This is a genomic window from Flexivirga alba (assembly GCF_042661025.1).
Taxonomy (GTDB): Bacteria; Actinomycetota; Actinomycetes; order Actinomycetales; family Dermatophilaceae; genus Flexivirga; species Flexivirga alba.
Window position 1 is genome coordinate 3,834,775 of the sequence record NZ_JBHSWH010000001.1, and the last position, 15,422, is coordinate 3,850,196.

The 15,422-nt window shown below is 67.2% G+C and carries 11 protein-coding genes; 3 read left to right on the top strand and 8 right to left on the bottom strand.

The genetic code is table 11. The features are described from left to right. Positions 1-2: 2 nt before the first annotated feature. On the bottom strand, positions 3-833 hold the full coding sequence (locus ACFQDH_RS19000; RefSeq protein ID WP_382403955.1) for a glycosyltransferase family 2 protein: 831 nt from the start codon (positions 831-833) through the stop codon (positions 3-5). Next, positions 833-5,125, bottom strand: a complete 4,293-nt coding sequence (locus tag ACFQDH_RS19005) for an alpha-(1->3)-arabinofuranosyltransferase domain-containing protein (RefSeq protein ID WP_382403956.1) — start codon at positions 5,123-5,125, stop codon at positions 833-835. The genes ACFQDH_RS19000 and ACFQDH_RS19005 overlap by 1 nt, the downstream gene beginning before the upstream one ends. Before the next feature lie 109 nt (positions 5,126-5,234). Here ACFQDH_RS19005 and ACFQDH_RS19010 point away from each other — a divergent pair, with 109 nt between their 5' ends. Next, positions 5,235-5,624, top strand: a complete 390-nt coding sequence (locus ACFQDH_RS19010) for an MATE family efflux transporter (protein WP_382403957.1) — start codon at positions 5,235-5,237, stop codon at positions 5,622-5,624. Further along, positions 5,621-6,487: an MATE family efflux transporter gene (locus ACFQDH_RS19015; RefSeq protein WP_382403958.1), complete on the top strand. Its 867-nt coding sequence runs from the start codon at positions 5,621-5,623 to the stop codon at positions 6,485-6,487. Before ACFQDH_RS19010 ends, ACFQDH_RS19015 begins: the two co-directional genes overlap by 4 nt. On the opposite strand, the gene ACFQDH_RS19020 is transcribed toward ACFQDH_RS19015, so the two are convergent. Both ACFQDH_RS19020 and ACFQDH_RS19025 read right to left on the bottom strand, forming a co-directional pair. After that, on the bottom strand, positions 6,452-7,291 hold the full coding sequence (locus ACFQDH_RS19020; RefSeq protein WP_382403959.1) for a class I SAM-dependent methyltransferase: 840 nt from the start codon (positions 7,289-7,291) through the stop codon (positions 6,452-6,454). The genes ACFQDH_RS19015 and ACFQDH_RS19020 overlap by 36 nt on opposite strands. Before the next feature lie 33 nt (positions 7,292-7,324). After that, positions 7,325-8,620 carry an ArgE/DapE family deacylase gene (locus ACFQDH_RS19025; protein WP_382403960.1) on the bottom strand — a complete coding sequence of 432 codons (1,296 nt, stop codon included), beginning with the start codon at positions 8,618-8,620 and terminating at the stop codon, positions 7,325-7,327. 161 nt (positions 8,621-8,781) lie between these two features. Here ACFQDH_RS19025 and ACFQDH_RS19030 point away from each other — a divergent pair, with 161 nt between their 5' ends. Continuing rightward, entirely contained in the window at positions 8,782-9,417 is a 636-nt protein-coding gene (locus ACFQDH_RS19030) for a hypothetical protein (RefSeq protein ID WP_382403962.1), read from the top strand. 25 nt (positions 9,418-9,442) lie between these two features. On the opposite strand, the gene ACFQDH_RS19035 is transcribed toward ACFQDH_RS19030, so the two are convergent. The 4 genes from ACFQDH_RS19035 to ACFQDH_RS19050 are packed head-to-tail and all read right to left on the bottom strand — an operon-like array spanning position 9,443 to position 15,382. Further along, entirely contained in the window at positions 9,443-9,805 is a 363-nt protein-coding gene (locus ACFQDH_RS19035) for a hypothetical protein (protein ID WP_382403963.1), read from the bottom strand. Beyond that, positions 9,802-11,472, bottom strand: a complete 1,671-nt coding sequence (locus tag ACFQDH_RS19040) for an acyltransferase family protein (RefSeq protein WP_382403965.1) — start codon at positions 11,470-11,472, stop codon at positions 9,802-9,804. The genes ACFQDH_RS19035 and ACFQDH_RS19040 overlap by 4 nt, the downstream gene beginning before the upstream one ends. Further along, positions 11,469-13,436, bottom strand: a complete 1,968-nt coding sequence (locus ACFQDH_RS19045) for an acyltransferase family protein (protein WP_382403967.1) — start codon at positions 13,434-13,436, stop codon at positions 11,469-11,471. The genes ACFQDH_RS19040 and ACFQDH_RS19045 overlap by 4 nt, the downstream gene beginning before the upstream one ends. After that, positions 13,433-15,382, bottom strand: a complete 1,950-nt coding sequence (locus ACFQDH_RS19050; RefSeq protein WP_382403968.1) for an acyltransferase family protein — start codon at positions 15,380-15,382, stop codon at positions 13,433-13,435. Before ACFQDH_RS19050 ends, ACFQDH_RS19045 begins: the two co-directional genes overlap by 4 nt. Positions 15,383-15,422: the final 40 nt, after the last annotated feature.

The following is a 15,422-nucleotide window of genomic DNA, read 5'->3' on the forward strand; positions in this document are numbered from 1 at the left end:
CCTCACGGCGCGACCCGGGCGCGGTCCCGTCGGCCGCGGCGAGCGCCTGCGGCATACCCGACGACCTCCAGGCTGCGTAGCACCACCATGCCGGCGGCGTGCATCGGATCACGGGTGAGCAGTCGCCAGTTGACGGCATACGACTTCAGGACCGCACGACCCTGCGCCCCGACCGCACCGTCGTGCTGGCCGACGAAAGCGGGGATGCTGCGGCCGTAGTAGTACCGCTTGCGCATCACGTCGGCGACGGTCAGCCGCCCCTCGTCGTGCTCCACGACGATCGGCGCGAGCTCGATGCCGCGCCCCTCGGCACGCATCCGCAACCGCAGGTCGGCATCCTCGGGGCCGGACATGGCCAGGTCGAATCCGCCATCACCCAGCAGGTAGTCGCGCTGCACCAGACGCGGATTGTGCAGCCACGGCTGATTGAGATAGCACTGGCGTTCCAGCGCCCGGCACGCGGTCCAGAAGCCGTCGCCGATCGTCCGCTCGGGCAGCGCGACCCCGGTGGCGCCGCTGCCCGCCGCGGTGCGCACGGCCAGCTCGATGCTGCGTGGGGGCAGCACCATGTCGCTGTCCAGCCACAGCACCCACTGGCCCTCCGCGTGGGCGATGCCGAGGTTGCGTTGTGCCGAGCGTTCCGGCCCGCCGGTCACCGCGACATCCGCGAGTTCGGTTGCGGTCGCGAGGGTTTCGTCGCTGCTGTGGTTGTCTACGACAATCAGCTCAACCCGCGGGTAGGTCTGGTCCCGCACCGACTGCAGGCAGGCACGAATGGTGCGCGCGTTGTTGCGCGTCGGCACCACCACTGAAACCAAGGGTTGTTCACTCATCACCGGTCATCCTCTGCTTCACGGCCGCTGTTGTGCAGTACTCCGACCAGCCCGATGACGAGCCCGGCACCGGCCAGCCAGTGTGGCCACATGCTGCGCGCCACACCGTCGGCACTCAATGTGCCGCGAGCGTCGCCGAGCACCAGCAGGTAGACGCCCATCGCCACGAGCAATAGCAGCGCGCCGGCCAACTGGAACCACCAGGTCGGGATCGAACGACGCCACCGCAGCACCGCGACGACCGCGGCGCCTGCCACCAGCCCGGCCCAGCCCACGAAGAATCCGGCCACCAGCACCAGCCCGATCTCGAGCGCGACCCGCGGCACGCGCATCGGTGCGATGCGCGTGGTCAGGCGCCGCGGCCCGGACGCCGCACGTCGTGGCCGCTGGCGCCTTCGCTCCCAGGTGTCGGCCATGCCAAGAGTGCGCTCTGGCGCACGACCGGCATACCCCGGACCGGCGGATGCGTCAGCTTCATCCGGCTCGTCTTCGTCCGGCTCGTCGCCCTCGTCCTCGTCGGGCTCATCCTTCGCGGTGCGCAGCTTGCCGAAGAACGGCAATACCGCGAGAGCCACGGCGAGCAGTATGACGAGAAGGCTCACGCCGAGCGCAATGGTGGAGCGCAATTGTGGGGAGTACGTGATGTCGACGGTGTACTTGCCGGCCTTCGGCAGCAACCACCCTGAGGAGTAGCCGTCGAGGGTCTGTGGGGCACCCAGGTCCTTACCGTTCGCGGTGGCGTGCCAGCCGTCCGCGATGCTCTGCCCCAGCACGACCGCCGACGGCCCGTTGGTCGTGACGCGGAGCGTCTTGTGAGTGCTGGAGTTGTCGGCGATCCGGGCGGACGGCTGCGCGGGAGTCGCCGACGACGATCGTTGCGTGTCCGTCAGGTGCAGGTTGTCCAGCGTGAAGCCGCTGACCGGCTCGATGCGGTGTGTGCCTTTGGAAAGGTCGAGCGACCCACACAGGGCCCATTCCCCGCCTTGTGCGGCAGTCCCTTGCAATTGGTCGTTCGCCGGACGCATCCGCACCGGCGAGCCGTCGACGGTGGCGACCGTGGTGCAACGCGGGTCGTTGCTGCCGGCATCCGTGATCGGCCCCAGGTGGTCCAGCTTCTGCACCTGCGCACCGGTGTCGATGCTGGTGAACCGCGGCGGCACACCGCCTCCAGTGCCGGTGATCGAGTCGATCGTCATCCGGACCTTCTTGCCGCGCACCGCTTTTCCGTCGATCGGCGGTATGGCGATCCGGGTCGTGCCGCTCTCCTTCAACACCGCGGTGGCGACCTCCTTGCCGTCCACCGTGATGGTGACGTCCTTCGCATAGGAGTCCCGTGGGTTCGAAGCGTCTCCGTCTCCCGCGCCCTGAGTGACCGAGACTGACGTGATGTCGCGTTCGGACCCGGTGAGCTGCCACCAGGCGCCCTGCAACTTGCCGCCGGGCTGCCAGGCGGTGGAGGGGTCGCCGTCCGCGGCGAGCGAGGCCCGATTGGCAGCGACCCGGAAGTAGAAGTCCGACGAGGTCGCACTGACAGCTGGCGAGAGACCCGCGACCCGGTCATAGATCGCTTCGAAGGATCCGGCCACCCGCACCGCAGCCGTCGCGTCGAAGGACCGCTCGTCGGGCAGGCTGATGACCCGGCGTAGCTGCGTCTCGGCATCATCGTCGGGGTCGGCGGTGCCCTGTTGCCGGGCCAGCAGCACGTCCATCGGAGTCGCATCGAAACGGGCGCGGTCTGCAGCGCTGAGACGCTGATAAAGCGTGTCGAAGGTCAGCGGTGCCCTGGCCGACCGCAGGGCGAGCTGTCCGCCCAACTGAATGTCGCTGATGCCGACCAGGTTGTAGCCCTTACCGCGAGTGGAGTCAACGGTGACGGTGACCTTCTTCGCGGACACGTCGCCCATCGGGAAGTCGGCATACCCGGTGTTCGGCATCTTCCGGGTCACCGTCTTGCCACCGGCGCGAATGGTCAATTTGTCCAGCTTCACGCTGCCAACCGGCGCTTGGGCGATCCGGATGGTCCCGAGCTTCACCGCATCCGGTTCGGTGATCGTCAGCCGCGCGCCGTCCGCCCGGTTGAAGTCTCCGAACAACCACGCGGTCGACGGGTCGCCGTCGACGGCGTTCTCCGGCACGGCATACGGCAGGTCGAAGAACGCACCGCCTTCGGCCGTCGCGGTGACCTGTGCGCCGGAGCGCTCCAACACGGTCTGGTCCTGCGGGTTGTCGCCCAGCGTGCGGGTCACGCCGAGCGGCTGGTCCGCCGCGAGCAGTGGGCCTTGGTTGTTCGACAGCCGATTGGGTATGGCGTCCCGGCGTGCGTTGGTGTCGGTCAACACCAGAGTGTGGTCGCTGCCGAGGCTGCCGGCCAGCTGTTTGGCCGAAAGGTCTTGTGCGTAGCGGAAATTCGGATTTGCGTGCAGCAGTCCGGCGTCGACCATCGCTGGCACCGACCAGCCGTCACCTGCGACGACGAGCGAGTTGCCGGTCGGCTCGACGCGCACACTGTTGCCGGCGCCGGTGACGGAGTACTCCTGCAGCGGCGGCAGCTGGCTCTCGTCCGCGGAGCTGTCGGGGCCGCCCACGAACTCACCGGGCAGTCCGTAATTGGCCACGCCGTGCAGACCCTTGTCGTCGGCGGCGATCGAGGAGACCAGTCCGGGACGCACCCCGCCGGCGTCCTCCCAGTTGATGTCGTGTCGCATCAGCACGGTGTCGGCGCCCAGGTAGCGCGCGTAGGTCGAGACCGTCCCGGATGGCACGACGCCGTTCTCCATCGTGGAGTCCAGGGAGGCCAGGAAGTTGCCGCCAGGAGCCGAGGCGTTCGGGCTCGTCTCGGGCAGGATGACCTGGCGGCTGAACAGGGAGTTGGCGACGTCATCAGGGCGGTCCACGGTCCACCGGTAGGCGGGCCGCGTCTGACCGGGCAGGAACAGCACTGCGGAGTCGGCGTTGCCCCTGTCGATCGCCGACGCAGCCTGTTTCCAATAGGACGGGATGTCCATCGGCGAGGTGTAGAGCCGGTTCGTCAACGCCGGCAGCGTCCACGACACCAGCAGCAACAGCACGGACACGGCGGCCAGCGGCGCCAGCCCGTCGCGACTCATCAGCTTCGGCAGCACCTTCGCTGCCGCGACACCCAGCGCGATCGCGAAGGCCAGCGCGAGCAGCGCGCCTACCTTGTTCGTGGTGCGGAAGGCCGCCATGCCGGGTAGGTCGACGAACCAGTGGAAGACGATCCCGAACGGCGACGACGGGTGCCCTGCCGCGGGGAACATGCCGACCATCAGCACCGCCGAGATCGCGACCGTGCCGCCGACCATGACGCGGGCGGCGCCGTGCAACCATCGCATGGCCACGAGCGCCAGGGCGGGCCACAGCATGGTGAGGACCATGACCGTCGGACTGGTCAGGAAGACGGCATCCTGCGGCACCCAGGCGCCGTGGTTGTCCTGGCCGTAGAGCGACCACAGGCCCATCCCACGCAGTACTTCGGGGTATGACGCGACCTTCGCGATGCCGGTGAGCGACTCCGACTCGTCGACGATCTGATTGCCGGTCGCGACAGCGCCGAAGCCTGGCACCAACCAATAGATCGACACACCGATCACGAACCCGGAGCACTTGCCGAGCGCACCGAGCACAACCGGCCAGCGCAGCCGCCATACCCACCGGGCGACCCAGAGGATCGGCAGTAGTGCCAGCAGCTGGAAGATCGGTACGATGGCGACGTTCATGCCGCTCATCGCGAAGAACAGCAGCCCGAAGGTCGCCGGCCACGCCCAGCCCTGCGGTGAGAACCATCGGCAGCCGGGGGTCCACAGCGCCCGGATGAAGGCGAGCAACGACCACGGCAGCAGCGCCATCGGCAACGCGATCGCCAGCGTGCTGCCGGCCTGGATCGTGTAGGGATTGGCCAGGATCAGCACCCCCGCCGCAAGCCCGGCCCACTGACCCGCCTTCGGCACGAGACGCCGCGTCAGTCGCGCGGTACCCCACGCCGTCGCCAGCCAGAGGGCGAAGTGCAGGACCTTGAAGGTCCATTCGGGTGAGAGGCCGATACCCCGCAACGCCCCGGTGACCAGCAGCACCGGCACGAGTCCGACGTTGAAGTTGGGTGAGCCGAGATAGGGCGTGTCGGTCCAGGCGGACAGGTACTGCCGGATCATCCGGCCCGGCGCGAGATAGACCTCTGGCTTGATGTCGGTGTAAAAGTGCCCGAAGCCGTTCAGCGCAACAATGAGCGCGAGCAGCAGGGTCAGTCCGAGGACGGAGAGCCGATAGCCCGTCATCAGTCGGCGCACGTGGTCGGCTCCCAGAGTTGTGGTCGGCGGTCGTCGCAGGCCGGGTGGTCGCTGCGTGAGCAGCCCAAATACTAACTCGCGGGTAACCTCAGTGGTCGTGGCCACACGTAGCGCTCTTCGCACGCCCTCGTCGCGGACCGCGATGGGTGCGTTGCTGGGAGTCGCCATGGGTATGGCGAACGCTCTCGGCTATCTCGTCGTGATGCTGCTTTCGCGCCCCCTCGGGCCAGGCGAATTCGGTGGTTACACAGCGCTTTCCACGTATGGCGTGCTGCTCGCCATACCGGCTGGAGTGTTCCAGGTCGTGGTCGCGCGGCGGCTGTCCGGCGACGACCCGCAGGGGCCGACAAGCGCCATTCGGCCGGCGCTGTTGATCGGCCTGGGCTGCTTCGCGGTCACTGCCGCGATCTCCCCGCGCTCGCACGCTGGTTCCACCTTCCGTCGTTCTGGGCGGCAGTGCTGCTCGGCGGAATGCTCGTGCCGATGATGGTCACGGGCTGTTTCCAGGGAATCCTGCTCGGCCGCGGCCGGCTGCGGACGCTGTCGCTGCTGTATCTGGCCAACGCGGTGACCAGGGTCGTCGCGGCCGGGGTCTGCGCTTTCCTGTCGGCCGACGTCACCGGAGTCTTCGCCGCGATGCTCATCGCCGGCGCACTCACCGCCGTGTATGGCGCCTGGTTGTGCCGCGTCGACCTGGCCGCCCTGCCCCGTACCGCCAAACTCGCCCGTGAGCTGATCCGGTCCAACAGCACGCTGGCGGCATACGTCGCACTCACCAACGTCGACATGTTGCTCGCCCGGCACTACCTGACCCCGCACGAGTCGGGCGGCTACGCGCTGGCCACGACCTTCGCCCGGGCGATGTGCTGGGGGACCCAGTTCGTGGCGCTGATCATCGTGCCGCGGATGCAGGGCGCCCGGCCGACCCGCACCCTGCTACGCGCCAGCGGTGTCGTCGCTGCGATCGGAGTGGTCGGCTTCGGGATCGTCGCGATCTCACCGCGCACCTGGATCACGGTCGCGGGCGGGTCGGATTACGGGCAGTTCGGCGATCTGGCGCTGCTGTGCGTGGTGCTCGGTGTCGCCTGGGCGCTCGCGCAGGTGTGGCTCTTCTCCGAGATGGGCAGTGACACCGGCTGGCTCGGCGCGCTGACCTGGGCAGTCATCGTCGGTGAGGTCGTCGCCATCGCCGCGGGCTGGCACGACACTCCGACGCACATTGTGTGGGTCTGCCTGGTCGGCGCGCTCGTCGTCGCATTCTCCGGCCTGCTGCGTGTGGTGCTGCGGCACCAGGCCACCGCTATCGCGGACGAGTCAGTGATCGTCGCTGCCGATAGCCCGCGAACGTGACAGCACCAGCCCGGCCAGCTTCTTGACCGGACCGGGGAAGCGATCAGCTGCTCCCCAGGCCACTTTGTTGACCCGGTCCTGCACGGTTGTCTGATAGCGACGCAGCGCCTCGTCCGTCCGAGACAGTCCACGCCGCCGGCCGGCGACCCGCCGGAAGACCAGCGCGTGCAGGCCGTTGGCCCAGCGCGGGTCGTCGGCGTGCTGTGCGTCCCAAGTGGCGCTGATCTGCCAACCCGGGTGGCGCTTGAGGAAGAGCCCGTGCGCGCGCTGCACCACCGGCCAGGTCGCGTCGTCGATCAGTACCAGGGCCTCGTCGGCAAGCAGCGGTTCGACGACGGCGAGCGCGAGGTAGTGCGACAACATCGTGTGCTCGCCGTCGTAGAAGTAGACGCCGACCGGGCGGTCGACGACGCCGTCCTCCGCCATCAGGGTGAATGCGTCACCCTCAAGCAGCCGTATGTCGGCGCTGCCGCCGAGACGCCTCAGGTTGTCCTCGAGCTCGGCGCGGGCTTCCTGCCCCGCCATACCGAACTCCAGGAAGTTCTCCATGGCGTAGAAGGTCTTGCCTTCGTTGCCTTGCACGGCGGCGACCAGCGAGCGCCCTTTGAAGGTGCCGACCTCCAGGTAGCACTCGTCCTCCGGCAGCGCAGCCGCTGCCAGGTTGAGGACCGCGAGCTCGTTCGCACCGGTGTAGCCGGCGACCTCGCCGGTCATCGCCTGCCACCGCGGATCGATCGGGTCGGTCGATTGAGGGTCCCCCGGGAAGGCGTCAGTGATCGCGTCGAACACGCCGGATGTCTGCATGGGCGCAGAGACTAGCGCCGAGGCCACGGCCCCCTACTCACCGGTCACTTCTTCGGTGGCGCACGCACGCAGCGCGAGCAGTGCATAGACCCGGGCGCAGGCCAGCACGTCGCCGATCTCGACGGACTCGTCGACGGCGTGGGCCTGCTCGACCCGGCCCGGGCCGTACTGCAGCGTCGGCACGCCTGCGGCGGCATACAGGCGCAGGTCCGAGCCGTATGGCGCACCTCGCACATCCGGCGCGCTCCCCCGCACATGCATGACCGCGTCCGTGACCTCCGCCAGCAATGGATGGCCGACCGGGAGCCGCCCGGAGGCAAAGACGCCGCCGGGCCAGCTGATCCGCACGGGGTGCTCGCGCAGCCAGGGGTCCTGGTCCGCACGGTCGGCCACAGCCTGCTCGAATGCTCTCCGCGCGTCCGACACCGACTCACCCGGCCGCACTCCGTAGCGGCCTTCGGCCACCAGCAGGTCGGGCACCGTGCTGGCCCAGTCACCGGCGTGGATCTTGCCGATCGACAACGGCCAGGGGATCTCGAGGTGCGCGAATTCGCTTGGTATCTCGACGTTTCGGTCCTTCTCGAGCTGACGGAGGGCTTGCTGCACGATGTTCAGCTTGTCCACCGCACTGACGCCCTGCCACCGCTGAGAGCCGTGTGTCGCCAGCCCCGGCACCTCGATCCGGAACGTCAACGACCCGGCGTTCGCGGGTATGACGGCACCCGCCGTCGGCTCGGTGATCACGCATGCGTCCGCACGGTGTCCTCGCCGCAGCGTCGCGAACGCACCCAGGCCGCCGTCCTCCTCGCCGCTGACACAGTGGATCGCGAGCGGCCGCGAGCGATGCACGTTCGAACGGCGCACGGCGTCGACGGCGGCGATCATCGCGACCACACCCGCCTTCATGTCACACACGCCGCGGCCGTAACCGCGACCGTCCTCGACCCGCAACACGAAGGGGTCGCCGGTCCACGCGTCGAGGTTGCCGGGAGGCACGACGTCTGTGTGCCCGCAGAAGGCGAGCGCCGGCCGGTCCGTTGTCGATCCCGCGGACGGCGGCAGGACACCCACGACACCGAGAGCCCGCTCCCGATCGACCTCGGCTCCGGGAAAATCGGGATCTGCGGTCAGTTCGGCCACGTCGATCCCCCACGCGTCGACCTCGAGCCCCAGCATTCGCAGCTTCTCGGCACACCACTGTTGCGCCACCACCTCGCCGGCACTACCGCCGACCGACGGTATGCCGACCAGCTCTGCCAGGTCGGCCAGGATCGCCGCGTCATCCACCAGGCCGAGCACCCGTCGCTCGTCGGCCGTCACTTCGCTCATCCAGGACACGTGGCAATTGTCCATGCCCGGCCGCGCTCTCCCCCACGGCATTCTCGTTAACCCATCGCCAATCCGACACTCGCCATCGCCCGCCCTCGGCGAACGGTAAGTTACCGTGGAGTAGCTATTCAGATACCGTCCACCATCGAAAGGGATCAACCATGTCTCGCACCGCCCGACGGATCGGGATCGCTTCGGCTGCAGCCTGCACGGCGACGGCCATCGCCGTCGTCTCCGCGCCCGGCGCGAACGCAACTCCGGTGTGGACGCTGCACCACACCGCCAAGGTCTCGACGTATGTCGCCAAGCCCGGCAAGACCGTCGTGTTCACCGGCAAGCAGACCACCAAGGTCGACCTCGGCACCTACAAGAACAACGTGTCGGCCGCCCTCAACCTGCTCCCCGGGACGATGAAGGTCGACCTGCCGATCATCCCGGGCAAGCTGAGTGTTCCCAGCGTCGCCACGGCGACCATGCAGATCGAGCCGGTGGGCAACGCGACCGGCAACTTCAACAGCGGCAACGTCGACGTCACCCAGCGGTTCAACGTGCGCATCACCAAGCTCGCACCCTTGAACATCGGCCTCATCAATCTCGTGCCGACGACCTGCATGACCTCGACTCCGGCATCGATGCACCTGACCGGCAAGATGACCGGGCTCTTCAACCCGTTCACCCTGAAGGGGTCCTACACGTTGCCGTCGTTCAAGGACTGCGGTCTGCTCACCAGCCTGGTCACCAGCCTGACCTCCGGCGGAGGCAACACCGTCAGCGCCACGTTCACCCCTGCCGCCTGACCAACGAAGTTCGCTCGGCGAGCGACTATTGGGAGATCGAGTTCACCGGCAGTTGCGGACCGAACCGGCTCTCCAACTCGGTTGCGAAGTGCTGCCACCAGGCTCGGCCGCCTGCCTCGGCGAAGTGAATCCCGTCGGGGCGCATCGTGACGCCTCCGAGTTGCGCCTGGTACGTGCCTGCAGGACACAAGTAGGAGCGCATGTCGAGCAGCGTTGTTCTCGGATGAGCACCGGCGACCCGCTCGAGCACCGTGTTGACCGCCTGTTGCCGTTCCGGGCTGTTCTGCGCCTTCGATGCCGCAGCGTCCTCGTCGGGGTTCGTACCCGGCAGCGCGTTAGCACCGGTCGTCGTCTCACGGTTGTAGCAGGGGATGTTGGCGATCGTCACCGGATAGCGTCCGTTCTGCCCCGCAACATCGACGGCGCGCCCGTATGCCGCTGCCAGGTAGGTCTGCCACTTCGCCGATCCGACTCGGAGCAGCTTGCCGTTGACCCACCGGTCGTAGAGTTCGGCAGACCCGGAGACGATGATCGACAATCGCGGCTTGGTCTCCCCGACCAGCGCCCCCACCGCTGCTCCCAGTCGCCGCACTGGGGTTCGGCCGCGGTGTGGAACGAGCCCACCTGTAGTTCCTGCGGCAGGGCGAGGCCACACCCCAGCTGGGTGCTGGAGCCGACGCTGAACTTCGGTAGGTCGGCTGCCGGAAAGTACTTCCACAGGGTGAAGCCGACCGAGTCGCCAAAGATGTCGATCCGGCTCTGCCCGGGGCGCATCGGACCGGTCACCGTCGAGATGCTGCCCGGTAACGCAGTGCCGAAGATCGGGTCTTTCGCATCAGCGGTAGACACGAACGCGCAGGACAGGCCCAGCGCAAGAGCCAGAGCGGCCGCGATGACTCCGCCGTGCGGCACCAGCTTCCGCAGCGCGCCTCGCCGCACCGGGCGTTCCACGAACCAGTCGAATGCGAACGCGACAACGAAGACCACGATCAGACGAAGCGCCAGGAGGACCACGCCATCGAGACCCGTCCGCTGCTGATCCAGCATCAGAAAGATCGGCCAATGCCAGAGATACAGTCCGTAGACCCGCTTACCGACCTCTGCCAAGGGACGCCAGCCCAGGATCGCCGAGATCCGACCGTCGCGACAGGTCGCCAGGTGCCAGCCGATACCGATCGACGTCACACCCGAGATCAGGAAGCCACCACGAAACACCCACTGGCTCTGGTCGTTGACGAACAGCGGAGCCAGCAAGAGCCAGCCGATGCCGATGGACGCCGCGACGGCTGAGACCGCGGATGATCGAAGCGGGACCCCGAGGATCACCGGCACATTGCGTCGACGAACGGACCTGGATCGCCGCGCGTGCTGCTCCAACAGCACAGCGAGGAGACATCCGCAGATCAGGGCCTGAGCCCGCGTGAAGGTGTTGTAGTAGACGTTCGACGGGTCCGAGAACGGGTGGTACATCGTCGCCATCAGCACCGCAGATCCAACCGCGAGCGCCGCCAATACCGTTGGGAGTCCGCGCAATCTGCCTCGTCGTACGTACAGCCATCCCAACAGCAACAGAGGCCAGACGATGTAGAACTGCTCCTCGATGCCCAGCGACCAGGTGTGCAGTAGGGGCGAGACCGTGGATCCTGTCTCGAAGTAGGACTGGCGGTCGTGAATGAAGTGCCAGTTCGACCAGAAGGTCATGGCGGACACCATGTCCATCCGGAAACGGCCGAGCACCGTCGGGTCGGCGAAGAACTTCGCATACACCCCGGCCAGCAACACCACCCCTGTCATCGCTGGCAACAGCCGACGTGCCCGAGCCGCCCAGAACTGCAGGAGCGGCACCGTGCCCCACCTGTCGTACTGGCGGAGCAGTAGCGCTGTGATGAGGAAGCCACTGAGGGCGAAGAACATGTCGATGGCGAGGAAGGCTCCGCCCAATATCGTCCAGCCGGCATGGTAGAGCAGCACGATGAGGACGCCGATCCCGCGAACTCCGTCGACTGCCGGCAGGTAGTGCGACCGTGGTGGTTGCTTGCGTACCCCCGACGTCATTTCGTCCCAGAGCGGTAATTGCCGAGTTCGGCCAACAAGAATGCCCAGACGCTCGGCGTGAATTGTGCGGAGAAATGTATGCCGTCGCCGAAGACCGGTATCCCGGGAATCGTCCGTGGCGTGCCGGACGGGCAGACCGCGGAGTGCAGGTCCGCGACCGGCACATCATGTCTCGACGCCCACTGCTTGATGAACGCGTTGACGTGGTCCCCGGACTCGAGTTCCGACAGCGCTGCCGGGTCTGCCTCTCGCACAGTTTCCACGAATTGCCCAAGGTTGGTTGAGTGCTCGTCCCGACACGTCTGCGTGACAATCGCCGGTCGCGAGCCGCTCTGCTTCGCCTGCGCGACGACATGACCCAGACGCGCCGCGACCGTTGCTTCATATTCGCGGTCGCCCCACCATCGGTCGAGACCACCGATGCGATGCGGGAAGCCCAGCAACACACTTGGGAAAATGACGAGAAGTTGGCTGTGTGCGCTGTTCGCCTTTGCGGTACTCGTCTTCTTGAACTGCTTGCAGTCCTCGGCGTTCGGGTCAGGCCCGTTCAACGCAGGATTGATGTACGGCTGATCCAGAAGATCGCAGCCGGGCACCGCGAGAGCGACCGCTTTGATCCCGGGAAACTTCTGAGCCGGAAAATCTTTGACCAACATGTACGGCACCGAATCGCCATACAGCGCAACGGTGTACGGCTTGGTGGGCTTCTCGAATGCCGGCTGTCCAGGCACAAGTTTGACGACCTTGGCCGCCGTCGGCGGCTGCGCCTGGCCAGCGGCAGCCGGTGCACCTACACCCACGCCCACGGCCCCGGCGAGCAGAACCGCCGCCATACCGGCGGCGAGGGTACGTGCCCGTAGCGCGCCTCCGACCACGACTCTCCATCCGCGGTCGTGGATGGGTTGCTCGATGCGCTGGTAGGAGACGGTGGCGATGCCGATGGTCAGGATGAAGCCCAGCACCACCCGACCCCAGGTCGACGAGTCCGGCATGAGCTGAGCGAGCCACAGGCCGACCGGCCAGTGCCACAGGTACGCGCCGTACGAGATCCGGCCGAGTGCCGCGAGCGGCCACCATGCCAGCATCCGCTGAAGCGGACCGACTCGTTCGTCCGATGCCGCCCACACCCACACAACGGCGACGACCGACAGGGCGAACATGCCGCCGTCCGCCATCAGCGAGGTCTGCGGGACGGCGAGCACGAAACCGACGATCGTCGCGGCGAACGCCGCGATCCCGGCGACCTGAACCTGCCTCACCGAGAACGGATTCCGACGCTCGGCGGTGCCGAGTCGTGCGGTCCAAACGCCCAGGGCGGCGCCCAGCAGCAGCGACTGCGCGCGGGTGTCGGTGCCGTAGTAGAGGTGCGACCGGGCGACATCGCTCCCGACACCGACGAGTGCCATCCAGACCGCGGATAGGACGGCCAGTCCGACGAGCACGGTGATGAGCGACCAGCGGGTTCGCAACATCGCCATCAACCCGAGGATCAGCACGGGCACGACGAGATAGAACTGCTCCTCGACGGACAGCGACCACGCGTGCTGCAGCATCGACGGCTCGCTGAACTGCACGAAATACTGATTGCTCTGCGCGATGAGCCGCCAGTTCATGAAGTAGCCCATGGTGGCGAGCAGGTCCCAGCGCATCGGTCCGCGAGCCTCGTCGGAGGCGAAGACGAAACCGTAGACGAGCAGCGTCGCCAGCAGCACCGCGAGCGCGGGAAACAGCCGACGGGCACGGCGTGCGTAGAAGGCGAGGAAGCGGATCCGTCCGGTGCGCCCACGTTCCTGCACCAGCAGCCGGACGATGAGGAAGCCCGACAGCACGAAGAAGACGTTGAGCGTCAGCCAGGCGCCCTGCAGTTGCGTGAACCCGAAGTGGAAACAGAGCAGAAAGATGACGAGCACGCCGCGGACGCCGTCGAGTGCGGCGAGCCGCCGCACAGCCGGTGCGACCCTCACGACTTCGCCTTCGGTGTGTCGGGGACCCACTGCGAGACCTGCGGCATCAACCATTTCCAGAAGGCGGTTGCGCCCGCCTTCGTGTAATGGACACCGTCGGTGCGCAGCTGCACGCCGTGCACCTTTACAGTGAATTTGCCTGTGGGACAGACCAGTTCATTGGTGTCGACCAAGTGCACGGTCTTCGGGTGCTTGGCGGCGAACGTGGTCAGGATCTTGTTGACCTCGGCCGCGCGCCGCGGATCGTTGCGATCTGTCGCCATGTTCACGCCTTCGACTGTGTACTTCGGCTGCCCGAGGCACGGCACCTTCGGAATGACGACCGGGCCGTGTCGTCCCGCCCGGTTCATCGCAGTCAGCCCTTGCTCGAGGCGCCCGGTCAGGTATGACGCGTAGGCCGCGCTACCGACCGTCAGTGTCTTGCCGTTGATGTCATGGTCGTAGACCTCCCACGGGCCGAGCGACCACACGATCACGTTCGGCTGCGTGCTCGCGACACCGTCGGACCAGTGCATGAAGACCTCGCCGCAGCCGCTCTGCTCCGGCTGCGTCTTGCCGTCCACCACGATGTGCTGCTCGGCTGTGCCGCACCCGAAGTCGACGTCGGCCGTCGGCTTGATGTCCGGGAAGACCGCTGCCGGGAAGTTGTAGCCGAGCGAGAACCCCACCGAGTCGCCGACGATGAGGAGGCGATATTTCCCGTCGCCGGCACCGCTCAGTACGGTGTTCGAACCGGCCGCGGCAGCCGGAGCGAGACGGAGACCGTTGACCGACACCGCGATCGCCACAACCGTCGCAGTGATCGCCGCGACCGGCAGCGCCCGAGCGACGCCGTGTCCGAGCCGGCGCAGGGCGCCGTTCCGGATCGGGTCCTCGACGAAGTGGTACGAAGCGGCGGCGATGCCGAAGGTCAGGCCGAACCGCAGCAACTGCAACGGTATGGCGGGCAGATGTGTCCGCTCCTCGGTGAGCACCACGAAGATCGGATAGTGCCAGAGATACAGCCCGTAGGAGATCATCCCGGTCCACGCCAACGGCTTCCAGCCCAGCACCTTCGCGATCGCTCCGGACGGCACCAACTCGACGGCGAGCACCAGCCCGGCCGCGACGAGGTCGAACGCGAGATAGCCGCCGTAGAAGACCCAGCCGGACACGGGAACCGCGGCACACCAGACCAGCACCCCGGCCAGGCAGCTCCAGCCCAGTGCGGTCAGCACGGTGTGTCGGCGCGCCGCCCAGGAAGTGACCCGGCCGGCTGGGAGCGCGGACAGCGCCAGCGCCAGCGCAGCACCGACGAGCACGTCCTGCATACGGGTGTCGGTGCCGTAATAAACGCGAGACGGGTCGCCGCCCGGGGTGTACAGCAGCGCCATGAGGGCAGCCGATGCAGCGGCGAGCAGAACGACAACGCCGAGCGCGCGCGACTTCGCTCGGCGCCCGAAGAGCCTGAGCAGCACCAGCAACAGCAGCGGGAAGAACAGGTAGTACTGCTCCTCGATCGCCAGGGACCAGGTGTGCTTGAACGGCGATGCCACGGTCTGGCCGAACTGCGCGAAATAGGACTGGCCGGTGGCGATGAACCGCCAGTTGGCGACGTAGAACAACGATGCCAAGCCGTCCCCGCGGATGGTCGACGGTGTCTGGTCGTCCAGGACCCTCGGCACGACGAGTGACACGGACACGAGCATCAGCAGCAGGGCCGGCAACAGTCGTCGGGCGCGGCGCAGGTAGAAGGCAGGTAGATCGATCGAACCCCAGTTGTCGTACTCGCGCAGCAGCAGCCCGGTGATCAGGTAGCCGGACACCACGAAGAACGTGTTGACGCCCCAGTAGCCGCCCTTCGCCCACGACACCGGCACGTGGTAGGCGAGGATCGTCAGCACGGAAATCGCGCGCAGGCCGTCCAATGCCGGGCGGTAACCACCGCGGGTGGATCGTGGGCTCATCAAGTCACAGACGTGCTCGGGGGTCAGGGCGTCGCGCAAG